17 protein-coding genes are annotated in these 18,079 nt (G+C 67.1%); 6 read left to right on the top strand and 11 right to left on the bottom strand.

What is annotated here, in order from left to right; translation table 11 throughout:
* Together H9654_RS07980 and H9654_RS07975 are read right to left on the bottom strand one after the other, a co-directional pair.
* Positions 1-2,007: a M13 family metallopeptidase gene (locus tag H9654_RS07980; RefSeq protein WP_191770335.1), complete on the bottom strand. Its 2,007-nt coding sequence runs from the start codon at positions 2,005-2,007 to the stop codon at positions 1-3.
* Between the two features lie 158 nt (positions 2,008-2,165).
* Positions 2,166-4,271 carry a M13 family metallopeptidase gene (locus H9654_RS07975; RefSeq protein WP_191770333.1) on the bottom strand — a complete coding sequence of 702 codons (2,106 nt, stop codon included), beginning with the start codon at positions 4,269-4,271 and terminating at the stop codon, positions 2,166-2,168.
* 253 nt (positions 4,272-4,524) lie between these two features.
* Here H9654_RS07975 and apbC point away from each other — a divergent pair, with 253 nt between their 5' ends.
* Together apbC and dcd are read left to right on the top strand one after the other, a co-directional pair.
* Positions 4,525-5,379, top strand: a complete 855-nt coding sequence (gene apbC / locus H9654_RS07970) for an iron-sulfur cluster carrier protein ApbC (protein ID WP_042614082.1) — start codon at positions 4,525-4,527, stop codon at positions 5,377-5,379.
* A gap of 63 nt (positions 5,380-5,442) precedes the next feature.
* Positions 5,443-6,015, top strand: a complete 573-nt coding sequence (dcd, locus tag H9654_RS07965; RefSeq protein WP_042614081.1) for a dCTP deaminase — start codon at positions 5,443-5,445, stop codon at positions 6,013-6,015.
* A 49-nt stretch (positions 6,016-6,064) separates the two neighbouring features.
* Here the strand turns inward: dcd and H9654_RS07960 are convergent, their stop codons facing one another.
* From H9654_RS07960 to H9654_RS07945, 4 genes are all read right to left on the bottom strand, one after another.
* Complete coding sequence (locus tag H9654_RS07960; RefSeq protein WP_042614080.1) at positions 6,065-6,232, bottom strand: LiaI-LiaF-like domain-containing protein; 168 nt, start codon at positions 6,230-6,232, stop codon at positions 6,065-6,067.
* A gap of 16 nt (positions 6,233-6,248) precedes the next feature.
* On the bottom strand, positions 6,249-6,671 hold the full coding sequence (locus tag H9654_RS07955; RefSeq protein WP_191770331.1) for an HIT domain-containing protein: 423 nt from the start codon (positions 6,669-6,671) through the stop codon (positions 6,249-6,251).
* Positions 6,668-7,342 (bottom strand): dienelactone hydrolase family protein, encoded by a 675-nt coding sequence (locus H9654_RS07950; protein WP_191770329.1) that lies wholly within the window; start codon positions 7,340-7,342, stop codon positions 6,668-6,670. Before H9654_RS07950 ends, H9654_RS07955 begins: the two co-directional genes overlap by 4 nt.
* A gap of 68 nt (positions 7,343-7,410) precedes the next feature.
* On the bottom strand, positions 7,411-7,650 hold the full coding sequence (locus H9654_RS07945) for a hypothetical protein (RefSeq protein ID WP_191770327.1): 240 nt from the start codon (positions 7,648-7,650) through the stop codon (positions 7,411-7,413).
* Between the two features lie 261 nt (positions 7,651-7,911).
* Here H9654_RS07945 and rimO point away from each other — a divergent pair, with 261 nt between their 5' ends.
* Both rimO and H9654_RS07935 read left to right on the top strand, forming a co-directional pair.
* Positions 7,912-9,285, top strand: coding sequence for a 30S ribosomal protein S12 methylthiotransferase RimO (gene rimO, locus H9654_RS07940; RefSeq protein WP_191770325.1), 1,374 nt, complete (start codon positions 7,912-7,914; stop codon positions 9,283-9,285).
* 29 nt (positions 9,286-9,314) lie between these two features.
* Complete coding sequence (locus H9654_RS07935) at positions 9,315-10,151, top strand: DUF3025 domain-containing protein (RefSeq protein ID WP_191770323.1); 837 nt, start codon at positions 9,315-9,317, stop codon at positions 10,149-10,151.
* 128 nt (positions 10,152-10,279) lie between these two features.
* Here the strand turns inward: H9654_RS07935 and greB are convergent, their stop codons facing one another.
* Positions 10,280-10,798, bottom strand: a complete 519-nt coding sequence (gene greB / locus H9654_RS07930) for a transcription elongation factor GreB (protein WP_191770321.1) — start codon at positions 10,796-10,798, stop codon at positions 10,280-10,282.
* A 43-nt stretch (positions 10,799-10,841) separates the two neighbouring features.
* The gene (locus H9654_RS07925) at positions 10,842-12,347 is read right to left on the bottom strand and encodes a helicase HerA-like domain-containing protein (RefSeq protein WP_191770319.1); all 1,506 of its coding nucleotides are present in this window, start codon (positions 12,345-12,347) and stop codon (positions 10,842-10,844) included.
* Positions 12,348-12,470: 123 nt separating this feature from the next.
* Between H9654_RS07925 and H9654_RS07920 the strand changes: the two genes are divergently transcribed.
* Positions 12,471-14,075, top strand: coding sequence for a transglycosylase SLT domain-containing protein (locus tag H9654_RS07920; protein WP_191770317.1), 1,605 nt, complete (start codon positions 12,471-12,473; stop codon positions 14,073-14,075).
* A gap of 84 nt (positions 14,076-14,159) precedes the next feature.
* Here H9654_RS07920 and H9654_RS07915 read toward each other — a convergent pair whose 3' ends face one another.
* The 3 genes from H9654_RS07915 to cysS are packed head-to-tail and all read right to left on the bottom strand — an operon-like array spanning position 14,160 to position 17,288.
* Positions 14,160-15,407, bottom strand: a complete 1,248-nt coding sequence (locus H9654_RS07915; RefSeq protein WP_191770315.1) for an MFS transporter — start codon at positions 15,405-15,407, stop codon at positions 14,160-14,162.
* Positions 15,404-15,856 (bottom strand): SufE family protein, encoded by a 453-nt coding sequence (locus tag H9654_RS07910; RefSeq protein ID WP_191770313.1) that lies wholly within the window; start codon positions 15,854-15,856, stop codon positions 15,404-15,406. The genes H9654_RS07915 and H9654_RS07910 overlap by 4 nt, the downstream gene beginning before the upstream one ends.
* A gap of 55 nt (positions 15,857-15,911) precedes the next feature.
* A complete protein-coding gene (cysS, locus tag H9654_RS07905; RefSeq protein WP_191770465.1) occupies positions 15,912-17,288 on the bottom strand; it encodes a cysteine--tRNA ligase in 1,377 nt (458 codons plus the stop codon).
* Between the two features lie 175 nt (positions 17,289-17,463).
* Between cysS and H9654_RS07900 the strand changes: the two genes are divergently transcribed.
* Positions 17,464-18,024, top strand: a complete 561-nt coding sequence (locus tag H9654_RS07900) for a hypothetical protein (protein ID WP_191770312.1) — start codon at positions 17,464-17,466, stop codon at positions 18,022-18,024.
* Positions 18,025-18,079 lie beyond the last annotated feature (55 nt).

Raw genomic sequence — 18,079 nt, 5'->3', positions numbered from 1 at the left:
TCAACGCCAGACGCGGATCTGTTCGGCGTCGGTACGCTGCATCGGCTGGCCGGGCTTGCAGGTGAAGCTGGCGCCGAAGGCCGGCAGGTTGGCCAGCGGGCCATTGGTGCGCCACTTGCCCGGTGCTTCGATGTCCATGCTGGCACGTGCCGCTGCTTCGTTGGGCGACAGCTGCTGCGGCCACAGGGCGGCCCAGGCAGTGAAGAAGCCCTGCTGGTCAGCCGGCTTGGCGTTGGCTTCGACGGCGCGGTAGGCATCCCAGGCAAGTTCCAGCCCGGCCAGGTCGGCCAGGTTGTTGTCCGCGGTGAGCGTGCCGTTGACCTTGGCACCCTTCACGCCCGGGAAATCGTAGGCGCTGTACTGCGTGGCCATGCGCGTGCCGAGCAGGGTCCAGGCGGTCTTGTCGGCCGGGGTCCACCAACTGCGCAGTTCGCCACGTGCGTCGATCAGCGCGCCCTTGGCGTCGATCGCACGGGTCAGCTCATGGCCGACCAGTGCGCCGTAGCTGCCGAACTTGTTGGCCGCGCTGGACTGGGCGTTGAAGATCGGGCCCTGCAGGGCGGCGGCGGTGACGATCAGGCGGTTCTGCGCCAGGTCATACGCCAGCGACGGCTGCTGCGGCAGCACGTCCCAGCGACGGTCTGCGTTGCCGCGGCCGATGCGCTTCATTTCTTCGCGGTGGCGCCAGGTGGAAGCGATCAGCATGTTGCCGCCGAAGCTGCCACGGCCCATCGGCTGCACGCTGTAATCCAGATCGCGCAGCGGGGTGCCGATCTCGATCTTCAACGCGCCCAGCTTGGCTTCCGCTTCGGCCTTGGCTTCGGCGCTCAGCCAGGTGCTGCGCTTGACCGCTTCGATCTGCGTTTCGCGCAGCTTGTCGATGATCCAGGCCGCCTGGCGGCGATCTTCGGCGCTCAGGTGCTTGGCGGCGTACTCGCGGCCGAGCATTGGACCGGCGGCGACGTTGATCGCATCCAGCACCTGCTCCCAGCGCGGGGCGGGCAGGGTCTGTGCACGCAGCACGCGGCCACGGAATTCGAACTCGGCGTCACGGTAGGCCTTGGACAGGTACGGTGCCATCGCATCGCCCACGCGCCAGCGCAGGTAGGCCTTCCACTGGTCCGGCTTGATCCGGGTGACCATGCCGTCCAGCGCCTGGAACAGCGCGGCGTCGGACAGCGACACCAGGTCGTCGTTGACGCCCTGCACCTTCAGGAACGCGTCCAGCTGCAGGTTCTTGTAGCGCCCGTTGAGGTCGCGGGTGGAGATCGGCGCGTAGTTGCGGAACGGGTTGTTGAGGTCGGCCAGCGACTGCGCGTTGCGCGCCAGTTCGGTTTCCAGCGCGATCACCGAGGCGACCTCGGCATCCAGCTTGGCCGCAGGGGTGCCGGTGAGCGCCAGGATCTGCTTGACGTAGGCGCGGTAGCGGCCCATCACCGCGACGGTGTCGGCGTCGGTGCGGGTGTAGAAGGCCGGGTCCGGCAGGCCCATGCCGCCCTGCATGAAGTAGCCGATGTGGCGGTCCAGCGCCTTCAGGTCAACGTCCGGGCTGAAGTTGAACGCCACCGGGATGCCGACCTGGTGCAGGGCGGCGATCGAAGCGGGGACATCCTTGGCGCGCTTGATCGCATTGATGCGGGTCAGCAGCGGGGCGATCGGGTTGGAGCCATCGGCTTCCACCGCCGCTTCATCCAGGCCGCTGGCCCAGAAGTCACCGAGCAGCTTCTGCACGTTGCCCTGCGGGCTGGCCATGGCGCCGTCCAGCAGTTCACGCTGCTGCAGGCGGCTGCGCTCGACCAGTTGCCCCAGCGCGGTGGTGGCGCCGGTCTGCGGAACCGGGTTGGCCTTCAGCCAGGCGGCATTGGCCGCGTCGTGGAAATCGGTGCACTGCGCGCTGACGGCCGGCGCACGCGCGGCCTTCTTCTTGGCGGCGAGCGCATCGTGGACGGGAACCAGCATGGCCAGGCTGACGCCCAGGGAGATGGCAAGCGGACGAAGAGTGGGCATGTAGAGCAAATCCATGATGGATTAAGGGCGGGCGAACTATAGCAAGCCAGACATGTGCACGGCATGCACGCCAGCGCCGGTCACCCCGCGGCCGGCATCGCCAACGAAAAGGCCCGGGTTTCCCCGGGCCTCGCTTTCAATGCGGCGTCAGCCGTGGCTTACCAGATCACGACCTTGGCATCGCCAGCGCGCGACATCGGCGAACCGGCCTTGCACTGGAACGCGGCGGCGAAGGTCGGCAGGTTCGACGGCGCGCCCATCGCGCGGAACTGCGCCGGTGCGTGCGGATCGGTGGCCAGGCGGACCTTGGCGTTCTCCGGGGTGTACTTGGTGCGCCACACGGTGGCCCAGTTGAAGAAGAAGCGCTGGTCGCGGGTGAAGCCATCGACCTTCGGATCTTCCTTGCCGGCCGATGCCTTCTGCAGCGCATCGTAGGCGGTTGCCAGGCCGCCCAGATCGGCGATGTTCTCGCCCAGGGTCAGGCTGCCATCGACGGCCTGGCCATCCACCTTGTACTCGTTGAACTGCTTGACCAGCTTGCCGGTCAGGCCGGAGAAGTTCTTGCTGTCCGCTTCGGTCCACCAGTTCTCGAAGTTGCCGGTCGGTCCAAAACGGCTGCCCTGGTCGTCGTAACCATGGGTCATCTCGTGGCCGATCACCGCACCGATGCCGCCGTAGTTCAGCGCGTCGTCGGCGTTGGGATCGAAGAACGGCGGCTGCAGGATGGCGGCCGGGAACACGATCTCGTTCTGCAGTGGGTTGTAGTAGGCGTTGACGGTCTGCGGGGTCATGCCCCACTCGGTCTTGTCCACCGGCTGGCCGACCTTGGCCAGGTTGAACTTGTAGTTGAAGGCGTTGGCGGCGCGGACGTTGCCGAGGAAGCTGTCACGGCCGGTTTCCAGGCCGGACCAGTCACGCCACTTGTCCGGGTAACCGATCTTCGGGGTGAAGGTTTCCCACTTGGCGATCGCCTTGGCCTTGGTCTCATCGCTCATCCAGGTCAGGCCCTGGATGCGCTCCTTGAGCGAATCGGCCAGGTTCTTCACCAGCGTTTCCATCTTCGCCTTGGCTTCCGGCGAGAAGGCGACCTTGACGTACAGCTGGCCGAACGCTTCGCCGGCACCGTTTTCGATGGTGCCCAGCACGCGCTTCCAGCGCGGCTTCTGTTCCTTCTGGCCGTTGAGGGTCTTGCCGTAGAAGGCGTAGTTCTCATTGGCGAAGGCATCGCTCAGGTACGGCGATGCGCTGTCCACGGTGTGGAAGCGCAGGTAGGCGCGCCACACGGCCGGATCGGTATCACCCAGCGCCTTGCTGACTTCTTCATGGAAGGCCGGGATGGCCAGCGAGAACTTCTCCGGCGCGGCCACGCCCTGGCTCTTGAAGAACTCGGTCCAGCTGAAGTTCGGGGTCAGGGTATCGGCTTCGGCCAGGGTGACCGGGTGGTAGTACAGCGAGACGTCGCGCGACAGTTCGACGCTGGACTTGGAGGCCTTGGCCAGGCGGGTTTCGAACTTGATGACCTCGGCCGCCTGGGTGGCGGCGTCGGCGGCCGGCACGCCGGCCAGCTCCAGTACCTTGGCCACGTGGGCCTGGTAGGCCTGCAGCTTGTCGGCCTTGGCCGCGTCGGTATAGAAGGTCTTGTCCGGCAGGCCCAGGCCGCCCTGGCTGGCGTAGGCCATGTTCACGGCGGAATTCTTGAAGTCCGCTTCGGCGCCGAAGCCGAACAGCACGTTCTCACCCTTGGCGGCGGTGTCACGCAGGTAGGCGGCGATGGCGGCCTTGTCGGACAGCGCGTCGATGGCAGCCAGGTCAGCCTTCAACGGCTCGATGCCCTGGGCGTTGATCTTGGCTTCGTCCATGCCGGTGGCCCACAGGTCACCGACCACCTTTTCGATGTGGTTCGGGTTCTTGACGTGCGCGACCTGCTCGGCCAGCTGGTGCTGGGCGGCGACCGAACGTTCGTCGAGGATGGTGAAGGCGCCCCAGCTGGTGCGGTCGGCCGGGATTTCATTGGCGGCCAGCCACTTGCTGTTGACGTAGTCGCCGAAGGCGGTGCACGCGTCCAGCGTGGTGTCCAGGTCGCTGGGCTGGAAGGCGTTGTACGCCGGCAGCTTGGCCTGGTCCAGGGTGTAGGTGTGGGCTTCGGTGGCGGCGGCCGGGGTGGAGGCGGCGCCTTCCTTGGCCGGGGTTTCGCTCTTGCCGCAGCCGACCAGCGCGGCCGAAACGGCCAGGGTCAGCAGGACGATCTTGGGAGTACGGGTCACTTTTGTATGGCCTCCAGGCCGCGTGATGTCTGGGAAGGTTCCCAGAGGGCTGTAGGCCGGACGATACGCCTCCGGCCAAGCCTGCAAGGGTGTCGAAGGTCATGTCGGGGCGCAAGAGGCTTCGCCGGACAGGCTCGGCAAACGCAGGGCGGTGCCCGCATCAAGACGGCACACCAAGCAGGCCAGGAGCGGCACGTGACCCACCGGCTTGTATCATGGCAGCCGACCGTCTTTAAGATTCCGGAGCACCGCAGTGAACAACCCGCAACGCCGCCCCCACGCCAGCCAGGTCCAGAAAGGACTGAGCCCGCATGCGCGCATCCGCAACGTCGTCGCGGTGGGCTCGGGCAAGGGCGGGGTCGGCAAGAGCACCACGTCGGTGAACCTGGCGGTGGCCCTGCAGCAGCTGGGCGTGCGCGTGGGGCTGCTGGATGCGGACATCTACGGCCCGTCGGTGCCGGCGATGATGGGTCTGTCCGGCCGTCCGGAAAGCCCGGACAACAAGAGCATCGAGCCGCCGCGCGCGTTCGGCGTGGACACCATGTCGATCGGCTACCTGATCGAGGACGAGACGCCGATGATCTGGCGCGGCCCGATGGCGACCTCGGCGATGACCCAGTTCTTCAACGACACCCTGTGGGACGACCTGGACGTGCTGCTGATCGACCTGCCGCCGGGCACCGGTGACATCCAGCTGACCCTGACCCAGAAGATTCCGCTGGCCGGCGCGGTGATCGTCACCACCCCGCAGGACATCGCCACCCTGGACGCGCGCAAGGCGCTGAAGATGTTCGAGAAGGTGGAAGTGCCGGTGCTGGGCATCGTGGAAAACATGGCCGTGCACACGTGCAGCAACTGCGGCCACGTGGAGCATCTGTTCGGTCACGGTGGCGGCGAAAAGATGGCGGCACAGTACGGCGTGCCGCTGCTGGGATCGCTGCCGCTGCAGATCGACATCCGCGAGCAGGGCGACGCCGGTACCCCGATCACCGCCGCGCAGCCCGAGTCCACTGCAGCGCAGGCCTACCGCCAGGCCGCCAGCCGGCTGCTGGAGGAGCTGGCCAAGCGTCCGCGCGCGTCGATCCCGATCCTGTCCTCGCTGCTCTGAGCGGATCGGGCCTGTAGAATCAGCTCCCGGGCGCGCGCCCGTCCCTCCCAGCCAGGACTTAGCATGAGCATCAAGAGTGACCGTTGGATCCGCCGCATGTCCGAACAGCACGGCATGATCGAGCCGTTCGAAGCCGGGCAGGTGAAGCAGGCCAACGGCGAGCGCATCGTCAGCTATGGCACGTCCAGTTATGGCTACGACGTGCGCTGCTCGCGCGAGTTCAAGGTGTTCACCAACATCAATTCCACCATCGTGGACCCCAAGCACTTCGACCCGAAGAGCTTCGTGGACGTGGTGGGCGATGAGTGCATCATTCCGCCCAACAGCTTCGCGCTGGCGCGCACGGTGGAGTTCTTCCGCATCCCGCGCGATACGCTGGTCGTGTGCCTGGGCAAGAGCACCTACGCGCGTTGCGGCATCATCGTCAACGTGACCCCGCTGGAGCCGGAGTGGGAAGGCCACGTGACCCTGGAATTCAGCAACACCACGCCGCTGCCGGCGCGCATCTACGCCAACGAAGGCGTGGCCCAGATGCTGTTCTTCCAGGCCGACCAGGATGACATCTGCGAGACGTCCTACAAGGACCGTGGCGGCAAGTACCAGGGCCAGACCGGCGTCACTCTGCCGCGCACCTGAGCGTCCGTGGCGTGCCGGCCCGACAGGACCGGCACCGCCGGGCCGTGGCTTACTTGCCGCGGCCGAACAGCATGCCGATGCCTACCGCCACCAGGCCGACCGGCCACCAGGTGGTGAGCAGGCGGGTGAAGTTCATGTTGGTCCAGCCGAGGTTGGTGGCGAGCATGAAAAGCCCGACCAGGATCAGCAGGATGGCAGCGACTAGATTGAAACGCATCGGAGTCTGCGAACGCTCAAGGGTGGGGCGGATATCCTAGCTTGTCCTTCCAGTGCGCGACACGCCGCTGCAGTTCGTCGGCATCATGCCGATGCGCCTGGCCGCTGCCCCAGACCGGTCCGGGCCAGGCCGGATCGCCCTCGTGGCGGCCGATCACGTGGAAATGCAGCTGGCGCACGATGTTGCCCAGCGCCCCGATGTTGATCTTCTCCACCCCGTCTTCGGACTTCAGCGCCTTGGAGGTGCGGTTGAGTTCGGTGCGCAGCTTGTCCTGCTGCTCGCCGTCCAGTTCGATCCATTCGGTGATGCCGGCCAACCGCGGCACGATCACCAGCCACGGAAAGCGTTCGTCGTTCATCAGCCTGATCTGGGACAGGGGGCCGTCGGCCACCAGTACGCTGTCGTTGGCCAGGCGCGTATCCAGTTCAAAATCGCTCATCCAAGATGCTCCGTGAAGAAGTCCAGGGTGCGTTGCAGCGCCAGGGCGGCGCTGTCTGGATCATACGCATGTCCGACGTCGCGGTTGAAGCCATGGTCGGCCGGGTAGACGAAGGTTTCCATCTTGGGCAGCTTTTCGCGGTGGGCGGCGATGGCCTCCGGCGGGATGCTCTTGTCCAGCGCGCCGAAGTGAAACATCACCGGCGCCTTCGGGGTCTCATCGAGGAACTGCACGTTGCGCGCCCCGTAGTAGCTGACCGAGGGCAGGCCCAGCCGCAGCGCGGCGAGCAGGGCGATGCTGCCACCCCAGCAGTAGCCCACCGTGCCGACCTTGCCGTGGCCGGCCAGCCGGGTAGCCGCGGCACGCACCAGCACCAGCGACTTTTCCACGCCGATGGCGTTGACCGCATCCAAGCCGGCCTTGACCCCGTCGTTGTCGTAGGGGAGCTCCAGCGGCTTGCTGCCATCGGCATCATCGAGCAGGTCGAAGAAGGACGGCGCCAGCACCGCATAGCCTTCGGCGGCGAAGCGCTCGGCCACCGAGCGCATGTGCTCGTTGACCCCGAAGATTTCCTGGATGACCACCAGGCCGCCGCGCGGGGTGCCTTCCGGCAGCGCCTCCCAGGCCCGGGCCTTGCCGTGGTGGGTATCCAAGGTGATCCAGTTGCCCATGGTGCGACGCCTCTTCAGAGTGATTTCGACAGCATTATCCTCCTCTGGGACGTCAGGGCGGTGTCAGCTCAGCGGCATCCCAGGTGTTGTGGTTGCTTGCCCTGCGCCCTCAAATCGGCAAGAAAGGCCTCGAATTTGGCCATCGCCGCCTGCAGGCTCGGCTCGACGTACTCCACGCGGCGGACCACGGGTTGGCCGTTTTCGTACAGCTGATAGGAGCAGGTGTAGTTGTTGGCGGCGGCCTTGGCGGGCGGCAGGCCAGCGGCCAGAAGCACGGCGGCCAGGCAGGTGGCGGCAAAGGGTTTCATCGGGGACTCCTGTTGGAGGGATGCCGGCATCGTGCCGGCCCGGCGCGCGGGCGATGTCTTTCGCGCGCCCGTCGATCCTGTGGCTGGCCGGGCAGTCTGGCTATGCAGAATGCTGCGGAATCCCTGTGCAGATGGCGAGCGTGTCCTTACCGACGCCCGCTGCCGGCCGGGCAGGGTTCAGGGGCGCCCGGCGGGCCCGGTATACTTGTCCGATCCAGGCCCCCAGGCCACGCCCGGCCCAGGCCCCCAGAGTCCCGATCCATGTCCCTGCTGAACCCCAAAGTCGGCTTCGTCAGCCTTGGCTGTCCGAAGGCCCTCGTCGATTCCGAGCGCATCCTCACCCAGTTGCGGGTAGAGGGATACGACATCGTCCCGACCTACGACGCCGCCGACGTGGTGGTGGTCAACACCTGTGGCTTCATCGATTCGGCCGTGACCGAATCGCTGGATGCGATCGGCGAGGCGATGAACGCCAACGGCAAGGTGATCGTCACCGGCTGCCTGGGCAAGCGCCCGGAGCAGATCCGCGAGGCGTACCCGGACGTGCTGGCCGTGTCCGGGCCGCAGGACTACCAGAGCGTCATGGAAGCGGTGCATGCGGCAATTCCGCCGCGTCACGACCCCTTCGTGGACCTGGTGCCGGACTACGGGGTCAAGCTGACCCCGCGCCATTACGCGTACCTGAAGATTTCCGAGGGCTGCAACCACAAGTGCAGTTTCTGCATCATTCCTTCGATGCGCGGCAAGCTGGTTTCGCGGCCGGTGGATGAGGTGTTGCGCGAAGCCGAACGGCTGGTGCGCGGCGGTGTGCGCGAACTGCTGGTGGTGTCCCAGGACACCTCCGCCTACGGCGTGGACGTGAAGTACGCCGAGCGCATGTGGCGCGACAAGGCCTACCAGACGCGGATGAAGTCGCTGTGCGAAGGTCTGTCCGAGCTGGATGCCTGGGTGCGGATGCACTACGTCTACCCGTACCCGCACGTGGACGAGATGGTGCCGCTGATGGCGGAAAACCGGATCCTGCCGTACCTGGACATTCCGTTCCAGCACGCCAGCCCCCGCATTCTGCGGCTGATGAAGCGTCCCGGCGCGGTGGAAAAGACCCTGGAGCGGGTGCAGAACTGGCGCCGCATCGCACCGGACATCACGGTGCGCTCGACCTTCATCGTCGGCTTCCCCGGCGAAACCGAAGCCGAGTTCGAAGAGCTGCTGTCGTTCCTGGACGAGGCGCAGCTGGACCGTGTCGGTGCGTTCGCCTATTCGCCGGTGGAAGGCGCCACGGCCAACGACCTGCCCGATCCGGTGCCGGAAGAAGTGAAGCAGGAACGCCTGGCGCGTTTCATGGAAAAGCAGGCGCAGATTTCCGCCTCGCGGCTTGAAGCCAAGATCGGCACCGTGCAGCAGTGCCTGGTCGATGCGATCGAAGGCGATATCGCGGTGGCGCGTTCCAAGGCCGACGCACCGGAGATCGACGGGCTGGTGCATATCCAGAATGCCGATGAGGTGACCCTGCGGGTCGGCGATTTCGTCGACGTGGAAATCACCGAAAGCGATGAGCACGATCTGTACGGCGATGCATTGCCGCCGACCGCTGTGCCCGCCGCGCGCAAGGCACTCGATCTGAAAATGCTGTGACCCATCCGGAAGCGCCGGATCCCGGGTGGGTGACGACCGTTGGCCGTCACGCTTCGGCTTCCAGCGCGACCCGCCGCCGCTTCGTCGCGCCACCGCGCGAGGCGGTGGATGCGGCCTGCTTCGTGCATCCGCTGTTTGACGCACTGGCGCCGTTTTCCCGGCTGCTGGCGGGTGCGGAGTGGCCTTCCATCGAAATGCTCAACGGCGTGCTGCCATTGCAGGACAAGCGGCTGGTCGAGCAGGACGCGGCCTTGCTCGCCGATGGCCGGCACTATGAGCAGCGCATTGCCGAAACAGGCAGCATCGCCACCCGTGCCAGCAACTGGCACGACCTGTTCAACGCGCTGGTCTGGGCGCGCCATCCAGCGATCAAGCGGGCGCTCAATACCCGTCAGTGCCTGCACATCCGGCAGATGGGCGCGCACGTCCGCAACCGCGCGCAGGCCGCGCTGACCCAGTTCGACGAATCCGGTGTGATCGTGCGGGTGCGTGACGCCCGCCTGCTCGCGGCGTGGAATGCGCACGACTGGCAGGCGCTGTTCGTGCAGGGGGCAGGGCAGTGGGCGAGTGGGGACATCGCCGTGGCAGCGGTGATCGGCCATGCGCTGATGGAGCAGGCACTGCTGCCGACGCGACTGCTGGTGGGCAAATGCCTGGTGGTGCAGGGCGAGGATGACGCTGCCTGCATCGCGGCGGTGGCGCTTGCGCTGGACGAGGGTGCGGTGCTGCAGGATCCGTTGGAGCTGCGGCCGTTGCCGCTGGCCGGCATCCCAGGCTGGCACCCGCGGCAGGACGCCGGGTTGTACGAACAGACGGCGTATTTCCGTCCGCTGCGGGCTGGGCGCGGGTATCCGCCGCCGCTGTAGGTCGGTGATTCTCCGTTCGCGCCCTGCGCGGCCTGGTGCAACCGGCGCGGCGTGTTTCGGTAGCGCCGAGCCACGCTCGGCGGCTTCTAGGGCGGCCGCGCAATGCGCTCGCCGAGCGTGGCTCGGCGCTACCGGTCCGGTGTTCCGGCGCCGTACTGCACGGACAGGATCGCGAAGCCGTGGCGGCCGCCCGGCAGGTCGACCTCGAACTCATCGTCCACGCGCTTCTTCAACAGGGCCCGCGCCAGCGGTGAGTCGATGCTGATCCAGCCGGTGGCGGCATCGGTTTCGTCCGGCCCGACGATGCGGTAACGGCTGATCTCCGCCGTGTCCACATTCTCCAATTCCACCCACGCGCCGAAGAACACCGCCTGCGGGTCGCTCGGTTCGCCATCGACCACGCGGAGCGCCTCCAGCCGCTTGCTGAGGTAGCGCACGCGGCGGTCGATCTCGCCCAGCTGCTTCTTGCGGTAGGTGTACTCGGCATTCTCCGAGCGGTCACCTTCGGCCGCGGCTGCGGCCAGTGCCTTCACCACTTCCGGGCGGCGCACGCGCCACAGGTCCTCCAGCTCGGCCTTCAGCCGTGCATGGCCGCCGGAGGTGATCAGCGCGGTGCTCTTTTCTGCGGGGGGACGCCAACGCGACATCTACTGCTCTCTACGCAACTGCAATGCGACAGCTTACGGACCTTCAGCGCTTTCCGCCGAAGATGCCACCGAGGATCCCGCGCACGATCTGGTTGCCCAGCCTGGTGCCCACCGTGCGCGTGGTCTGCTTGGCCATGGTTTCTATCATGCCCTGGCGTCGTTTGGTGCCGAAGATCGCATCCTTGATCGTCTGGCCGAACCCGCCGTCCTGCGCGTCGTCCTGCTCGCGCGTGCGCGCCTTGGGGGTGGAGGCCTGCTCGACGCTCTTCTGCGCGCGCTGGGCCAGCCGTTCTGCCGCCGATTCACGGTTGATGGCGGTGTCGTAGCGGCTGCCGACCGGGCTGCCGGCGCGCACCTGCGCACGTTCGGCTTCGGTGACCGGCCCCATCCGGCAGCGTGGCGGGGCGATCAGGGTCTGCTGCACCGGCATCGGGATGCCTTTGTCCTGCAGCGTGGACACCAGCGCTTCGCCGGTGCCCAGCGAGGACAGCACGCGTGCCACGTCCAGCTTCGGATTGGGCACGAAGGTTTCGGCAGCGGTCTTCACCGCCTTCTGGTCGCGCGGGGTGAATGCGCGCAGCGCATGCTGCACCCGGTTGCCCAGCTGGCCGAGGATGTTGGACGGCACGTCGTCGGGGAACTGCGAGCAGAAGTACACGCCCACGCCCTTGGAACGGATCAGCCGCACCACCTGTTCGATGCGCTGCACCAGGGCAGGGGGCGCATCGTTGAACAGCAGGTGGGCCTCGTCGAAGATGAAGACCAGCTTGGGTTTTTCCAGGTCGCCCACTTCCGGCAGGGTTTCAAACAGCTCGGACAGCAGCCACAGCAGGAAGGTCGAATACAGCTTCGGCTTCAGTACCAGCTGGTCGGCGGCGAGGATGCCGATGACCCCGCGGCCATCGTGGTTGACGCGCATGATGTCGGCCAGTTCCAGCGCCGGCTCGCCGAAGAACGCTTCGCCGCCATCCTGCGAGAGCCGCAGCAGGGCACGCTGGATCGCCGCCACCGATTGCGCACTGACCAGTCCGTATTCGGTGGAGATGTCCTTGCGCTCTTCGGCCACCAGCCCGAGCAGCGCGCGCAGGTCGTCCAGGTCCAGCAGCAGCAGGCCACGGTCGTCGGCCAGTTTGAACACGATGTCCATCACGCCGGCCTGGGTGTCGCTGAGCTCGAGGATGCGGGTCAGCAGGGTAGGGCCCATCTCGCTGACGGTGGTGCGCACCGGATGGCCCAGCTTGCCGTAGAGGTCCCAGAAAATGGCTGGGCTGGCGGCCGGCGCGTAGTCGGCCACTCCGATCTGCGCGGCACGCTGCAACAGCGCATCGCCGCCGGCGCCGACCACGGCCAGGCCGGACACATCGCCCTTCACGTCGGCCAAGAATACCGGCACGCCGATCCGCGAGAAACCTTCGGCCAGCGTCATCAGGGTCACTGTCTTGCCGGTGCCGGTGGCGCCGGCCACCAGTCCGTGGCGATTGCCGAGCTTGGGCAACAGGGTGACCGCTACGTCGTCGGTGATGCCTTTGCCGAGCAGAATCGGGTCCATGGTCCATCCCTTGTGATGAATGCGCGCAATGTTAACCGGCTGCACGGTGCGGGCCCTCTCCGGGTTGCCCGGATCGTGGCGGCACCGCTACTCTGCCTGCCTGATTCGCACACAGTGCCAAAAATGCCCGTTCCTGTCCTGCTTGTTCGTGGATTGCCCGTCCTGGCCCTTGCCAGCCTGCTGCTGGCCGTCCCCGACGCCCATGCGCAACGTGTTTCCAACCGTGACCGGGCCAAGGCCGAAGCGCTGCAGCAGCGCATGGGCGTGGCCGAGAAGCGCTATACCGACGCGCTGCTGCGCGTGGCCAATGCCGATCCCAAGGGCGCCGCCGAGGCCGATGCCGCGCTGGAAGACATGGAAGATGTGCTGAGCGAGTGCGTGGGACAGAAGGGCTGCCAGATGAGCACCCTGCTGGCCACCTACAAGCGCCTGCTCAAGCGCGATGCCGACGCCGAGGGCGAGGACAGCGTGGCCGACGAAGCCGGTGACACCCTGCAGGCCGACCCGGACCACATCGGGCCGTTGGCGGCCGACGTGCCCGAAGCGGCGCGCGCGGCGGCGCTGCTCAACGACAAGCGGCATGCCTTCGACAGCATGGTCGAGTACAACCCGGCCATCCAGGCCGGTATCCGGCGCTGGCTGACCGACATGCGCCCGGCGCTGCTGACCAGCTACGAGAACTACCAGAACGTGCGCGCGGTGATGTGGCCGGAATGGGAAAAGCGCGGCCTGCCCGAAGCGCTCTTGTTCGGCATCATGGCCAAGGAGTCCAATGGCCGCGTGCATGCCTCTTCGCGTGCCGGCGCCGCCGGCCTGATGCAGTTCATGCCGGCCACCGGCCGGCGTTTCGGGCTGGGTCCGGATGGCACCGGCTTCGATACCCGCTTCGATGCGCGCAGCGCAGCCGAAGCCAGCGCGACCTACCTCAACGAGCGCATGCGCCAGCTCAACAACAACATCGAACTGTCGTTGGCCGGCTACAACGGCGGCGAAGGGCGCGCGCTGCGCGTGTTCCGGCAGAACGCTGGACAGAGCTTCTGGGTGGACAGCGTCTACAACGAGTTCCCCGGCGAGACCAAGGACTACGTGCCGATGGTCATTGCCGCCGCCTGGATTTTCCTCCACCCGCAGCAGTACGGCGTGGAGTTCCCGAAGGTCAACGCACAGCCGGCGACGGTGCGCCTGGCCAAGTCCACCACGATCTATGAACTGACCATCTGCCTGGGCAGCCAGGGTACGCGCGATGGCTACATGCGCACGCTGCGCAACCTCAACCCGCGTTACGAAGCGGACGGCTGGATCCCGGCCGGCACGCTGATCAACGCCACCACCCGCATCGCCGGCCTGTACACGCGCAACTGCGTAAGCGGCCCGCGTGCTGACCTGGCACGCACCCTGATCACCGCTGATCTGAACGCGGCGATCGTGCGCCCGAGTGCGGCCAGCTTCACCGGCAGCGTGGCGGTGGGCGGGGTAGTGCCGGTGGCCGCAGCGGAAGCCAGCGTGGTGGGCACCGCTCCGACCGCCCCGGTAGTGGCGCCACGTCCCGCTGCGCCGCGCGCGCAGCCAGTGCGTTCGCACAAGGTGGGCAGGGGCGAGACGCTGGGCAGGATCGCCGCGAAGTTCAGCTGCGACGTGCCCACGCTGGCCCGCGCCAATGGCCTGAAGGCCCCGGCCTACAGCCTGCGCCAGGGCCAGACACTGAAGCTGCAGGGCTGCGGCAACTGACCAACCCGGTAGTGACGGCCGCTGGCCGTCATGTGGTTCCGCTGCCGTGGTGGGTGACGACCGGTGGTCGTCACGCTTCTGGATCTATTGCAGGTCGCGCAGGTTCAGGCGGCGCAGCGTGGGATTCTTCCACGCCGTGATGCCCGCCACGCTGAGCACCGCAAAACCGCCCAGCACCACCGCCGGCACCAGCCCCAGCCACTTGGCCATCGTGCCGGCATAGAACGCGCCGAGTTCGTTGGACGAACTGATGAAGATGCCGTTGATCGACGACACCCTGCCGCGCATTTCCTCCGGCGTGGCCAGCTGCAGGATGGTCGAACGCACCACCACCGACACGCCATCGAAGGCGCCGTAGAAAAGCAGGATCAGCGCCGACAGCCAGAAGTGGTGCGACAGCCCGAAGCCGATCACGCACAGCCCGAAGCCAGCCACCGCGAACAACAGCACGCGGCCGGCATGCTGCTGCAGCGGGTGGCGGGCCAGCCACAGGCCGACTGCGATGGACCCCAATGCCGGCGCCGCGCGCAGGATGCCCAGCCCTTCGGGCCCGTAATGCAGGATCTCCTGCAGGAAGGCCGGCAGCATCGCCACCACGCCGCCCAGCAGCACCGAGAACATGTCCAGCGCCATCGCTCCGACCATGATCCGGTTGCCGACCACGAAGCGCGCGCCTTCTGCGATGCTGCGGAAGATCGGCGCGGCTGGCCCGGCATGCACCGGCTCGCTCACCTTCAACGAGGCCAGGCAGGCCATCGCCATCACTGCAAAGCCGGTGGCAACGCCGTAGGCCACGCCCTTGCCGCCCCAGCCGACCAGTACGCCGCCCAACGCCGGTCCCACCACCATCCCGGCCTGGAAGAACACGCTGCCCAGCCCTGCGCCGCGGGCGAACTGGTGGCGCTCCAGCACCCGTGCGAACAGCGCGTTGTAGATCGGCGACAGGAAGGCCCGGACCATGCCGGTCAGCGCGATGGCGGCATAGATCGGCCATACGCCATGGAACGGCAGCCAGCCCAGTGCCACCGCGCACAGCACCAGTGCGGTGGCGACCAGTCCGGCGCAGGCCGCCATGCCCAGCCGGCGTCGTGGCAGATGGTCGACCAGGTAGCCGGCAAACGGGGCCACGCAGAAGAACGGCAACACTTCGGCCAGGCCGACCAGGCCCAGCGAAAAGGGATTGCGGGTTACTTCATAGATGTGCCAGCCCACCGTGACCGCAACCACCTGGTAGGACAGCATCGCGAAGATGCGGTAGGCCAGCAGCTGGCTGAAGCCCGGCCGCGCCAGCAGGGTGCGCGCGGTCTCTTCGGTGGGGGCCGGGAGACTCACGGGCGCGTGGAATGCAGCTGGGCCTGCGCGGTTTCGCGGATGAAGGCCAACATCGCGGCCACGCCGTTGCTGCGGGTGGGCGACAGGTGCCGCGACAGACCGATCTCCTGGATGTAGCTGGGTTCGGTGTCGATGATCTCCTGTGCGGAGCGCCCGGAGTACACCCGTAGCGCCAGGAAGATCAGCCCGGACACGATCGCCGAGTCACTGACCGCACGGAAGTGCAGGGCATCGGCATTGCCCTCCGGCACGATCCAGACCATCGACTGGCAACCCAGCAGGCGGTGCTCCTCGGTCTTCCATTCTTCCGGGAAGACCGGCAGCTTGCGGCCCAGGTCGATCAGGTACTGGTAGCGCTCGGACCAGTCCCCGAAGAAGGAGAACTCCTCGGCAATGGTGGTCTGGGCCTCGGCGGCGGTAGCTTCAAGCGGGAACGGGGAGTCGGTCATTTCGTTCTTCATCTGGCGGGGTGCGGCCGGCCGGGAGGGGCCGGCACGAGGGCGATCAGGCGCGCTTGCGCACCCAGCGCACGCCCTGTGCGGTGTCTTCCAGCACGATGCCTTCGGCGGCCAGCTGGTCGCGGATGGCGTCGGAGCGGGCGAAATCACGGGCCTGCTTGGCAGCGGCACGCGCGTCGATCAGCGCCTGGATGCGGGCATCGTCGTCGCTGCTGCCGCCGGCGGTACCGAACCATGCGGCGGGATCCTGCTGCAGCAGGCCCAGCGCCAGGCCGGCGCCCAGCAGATCCTGCTTCAGCTGCGCGCGCTCGGTTGGATCGGTGGCCTTGCGTGCTTCACCAGCGATGCGGGCCAGCTCGGCCAGCGCCAGCGGTGTGTTGAGGTCATCGTCCAGCGCGGCTTCCACCACCGCCGGTATGCGTGCAGCAGCCGGCAGGTCGGCGAGGTCGCGCAGGGTGCCGTACAGGCGGTCCAGGGTGCGCCCGGCCTGCTCGATCACCGCATCGGACCAGTCCAGTGGCTGGCGGTAATGCGCCGAAAGCAGGGCCAGGCGGAGGGCTTCGGGCGGATGCTTCTGGACCAGGTCGTGCACGCGCTCGATGTTGCCCAGCGACTTGCTCATCTTGGCGCCGCCGAAGTTCAGCATGCCGTTGTGCAGCCAGAACCGCGCGAAGATCTCACCGCCGTGCGCGCACTCACTCTGCGCGATTTCGTTCTCATGGTGCGGGAACTGCAGGTCCACGCCACCGGCATGGATGTCGATGGTCGGGCCCAGGTGGGCGGCGGCCATGGCCGAGCATTCGATGTGCCAGCCAGGGCGGCCACGGCCCCACGGCGAGTCCCAGCCGGGCAGATCGTCGCTGGAGGGCTTCCACAGCACGAAATCGCCGGCTGCACGCTTGTAAGGGGCTACTTCGACGCGGGCACCGGCCAGCATTTCCTCCGGATCCCGCCGGGAGAGCTCGCCGTAGCCCTCGAAGGTGTCCACCGCGAACAGCACGTGGCCTTCGGCGGCGTAGGCGTGTCCGCTGTCGATCAGCCGGGCGATCATCTCGATGATCTGCGGCATGTGTGCGGTGACTTCCGGTTCGATGTCCGGCGGCACCACGCCCAGCGCGGCCATGTCCTCGCGGTAGGCCGCGGCGAAACGGTCGGTGATGGTGCTGATCGGAACGCCCTGCTCGCGCGCGGCGGTGTTGATCTTGTCGTCCACGTCGGTGATGTTGCGGGCATAGCGCAGGGCGCCGAAGCGACGGCGCAGCAGGTCGGCCAGCACGCCGAACACCACCGGGCCGCGCGCGTTGCCGATGTGCACGTAGTTGTAGACCGTGGGGCCGCACACATACAGGGTCGGACAGGCCGGATCGAGCGGAGTGAACGTTTCCAGCTGGCGTGTCAGGTTGTTGTGCAGGCGCAGGGTCATGGTGGGGGCGCTGGGGGACAAGCCGTCGATTCTAGCGCTGCAGGGGCTCCCGGGGTACCGCGCGGGCTCATCCGGGCACGCCATGGGCTGGCCCCCTGCGCGGCGGACGGGTAATGTTCAGCCCCTTGGTGTCCGTGCTGCCTACACTATCAATGTGCCTTCGAACCCGTTGCCGATGAGATACCTCTTCCTTCCCGCACTGGCTGCCTGCCTGCTGGCCGGCCCTGCCATGGCCCAATCGGAAGAGGGCGAGCCGCGCAACCGGGTGGTGATCGTGGAGAACATCAAGCTGGATTACGCCCAGGTGCTCAACGTCGAGCCGGTGTTCCAGACCCTGCGCGCCACCCGCACCGAAGAGCATTGTGAGCCGGTCACCACGCGCAACCTGCCGCCGGTGAACGTCACCGGCGAAGAGCCGGTGGAAGAGAAGGGCCGATTTGGGCGCCTGTGGGATTCGGTGCGATCAATCTTCAAGCCCGGCGAAGAGGGCAGCGCCGAAGTGGCGGCCGTGCCCGCCGGGGCCCAGCCCAGCAACGCGCCGATCCTGACCCGGGACTGCCGCATCGTGCCGGTCGGTCGCGAGTTCCGCCGGCCCATCGCCTACGACGTGGACTACGTCTACAAGGGCACCAAGTACCGCTCGCGGCTGCCCGAAGACCCCGGCAACCGGCTGAAGATCCGGGTCTCGATCACCCCGTGGGTCGGTGCCGAACAGGGTTCGCCGGCAAATCCCTGATGGCGGGTCTTGCACCGCACCATCGGCCATGCCACCATGGGCGGAAATGAACGCA

Origin of the sequence: Stenotrophomonas lacuserhaii, assembly GCF_014836545.1 — a bacterium.
In the GTDB taxonomy this organism is placed as follows: Bacteria; Pseudomonadota; Gammaproteobacteria; order Xanthomonadales; family Xanthomonadaceae; genus Stenotrophomonas; species Stenotrophomonas lacuserhaii.
Note: the sequence above shows the minus strand (reverse complement) of the source record. Positions and strands in the feature narration are given on the sequence as shown.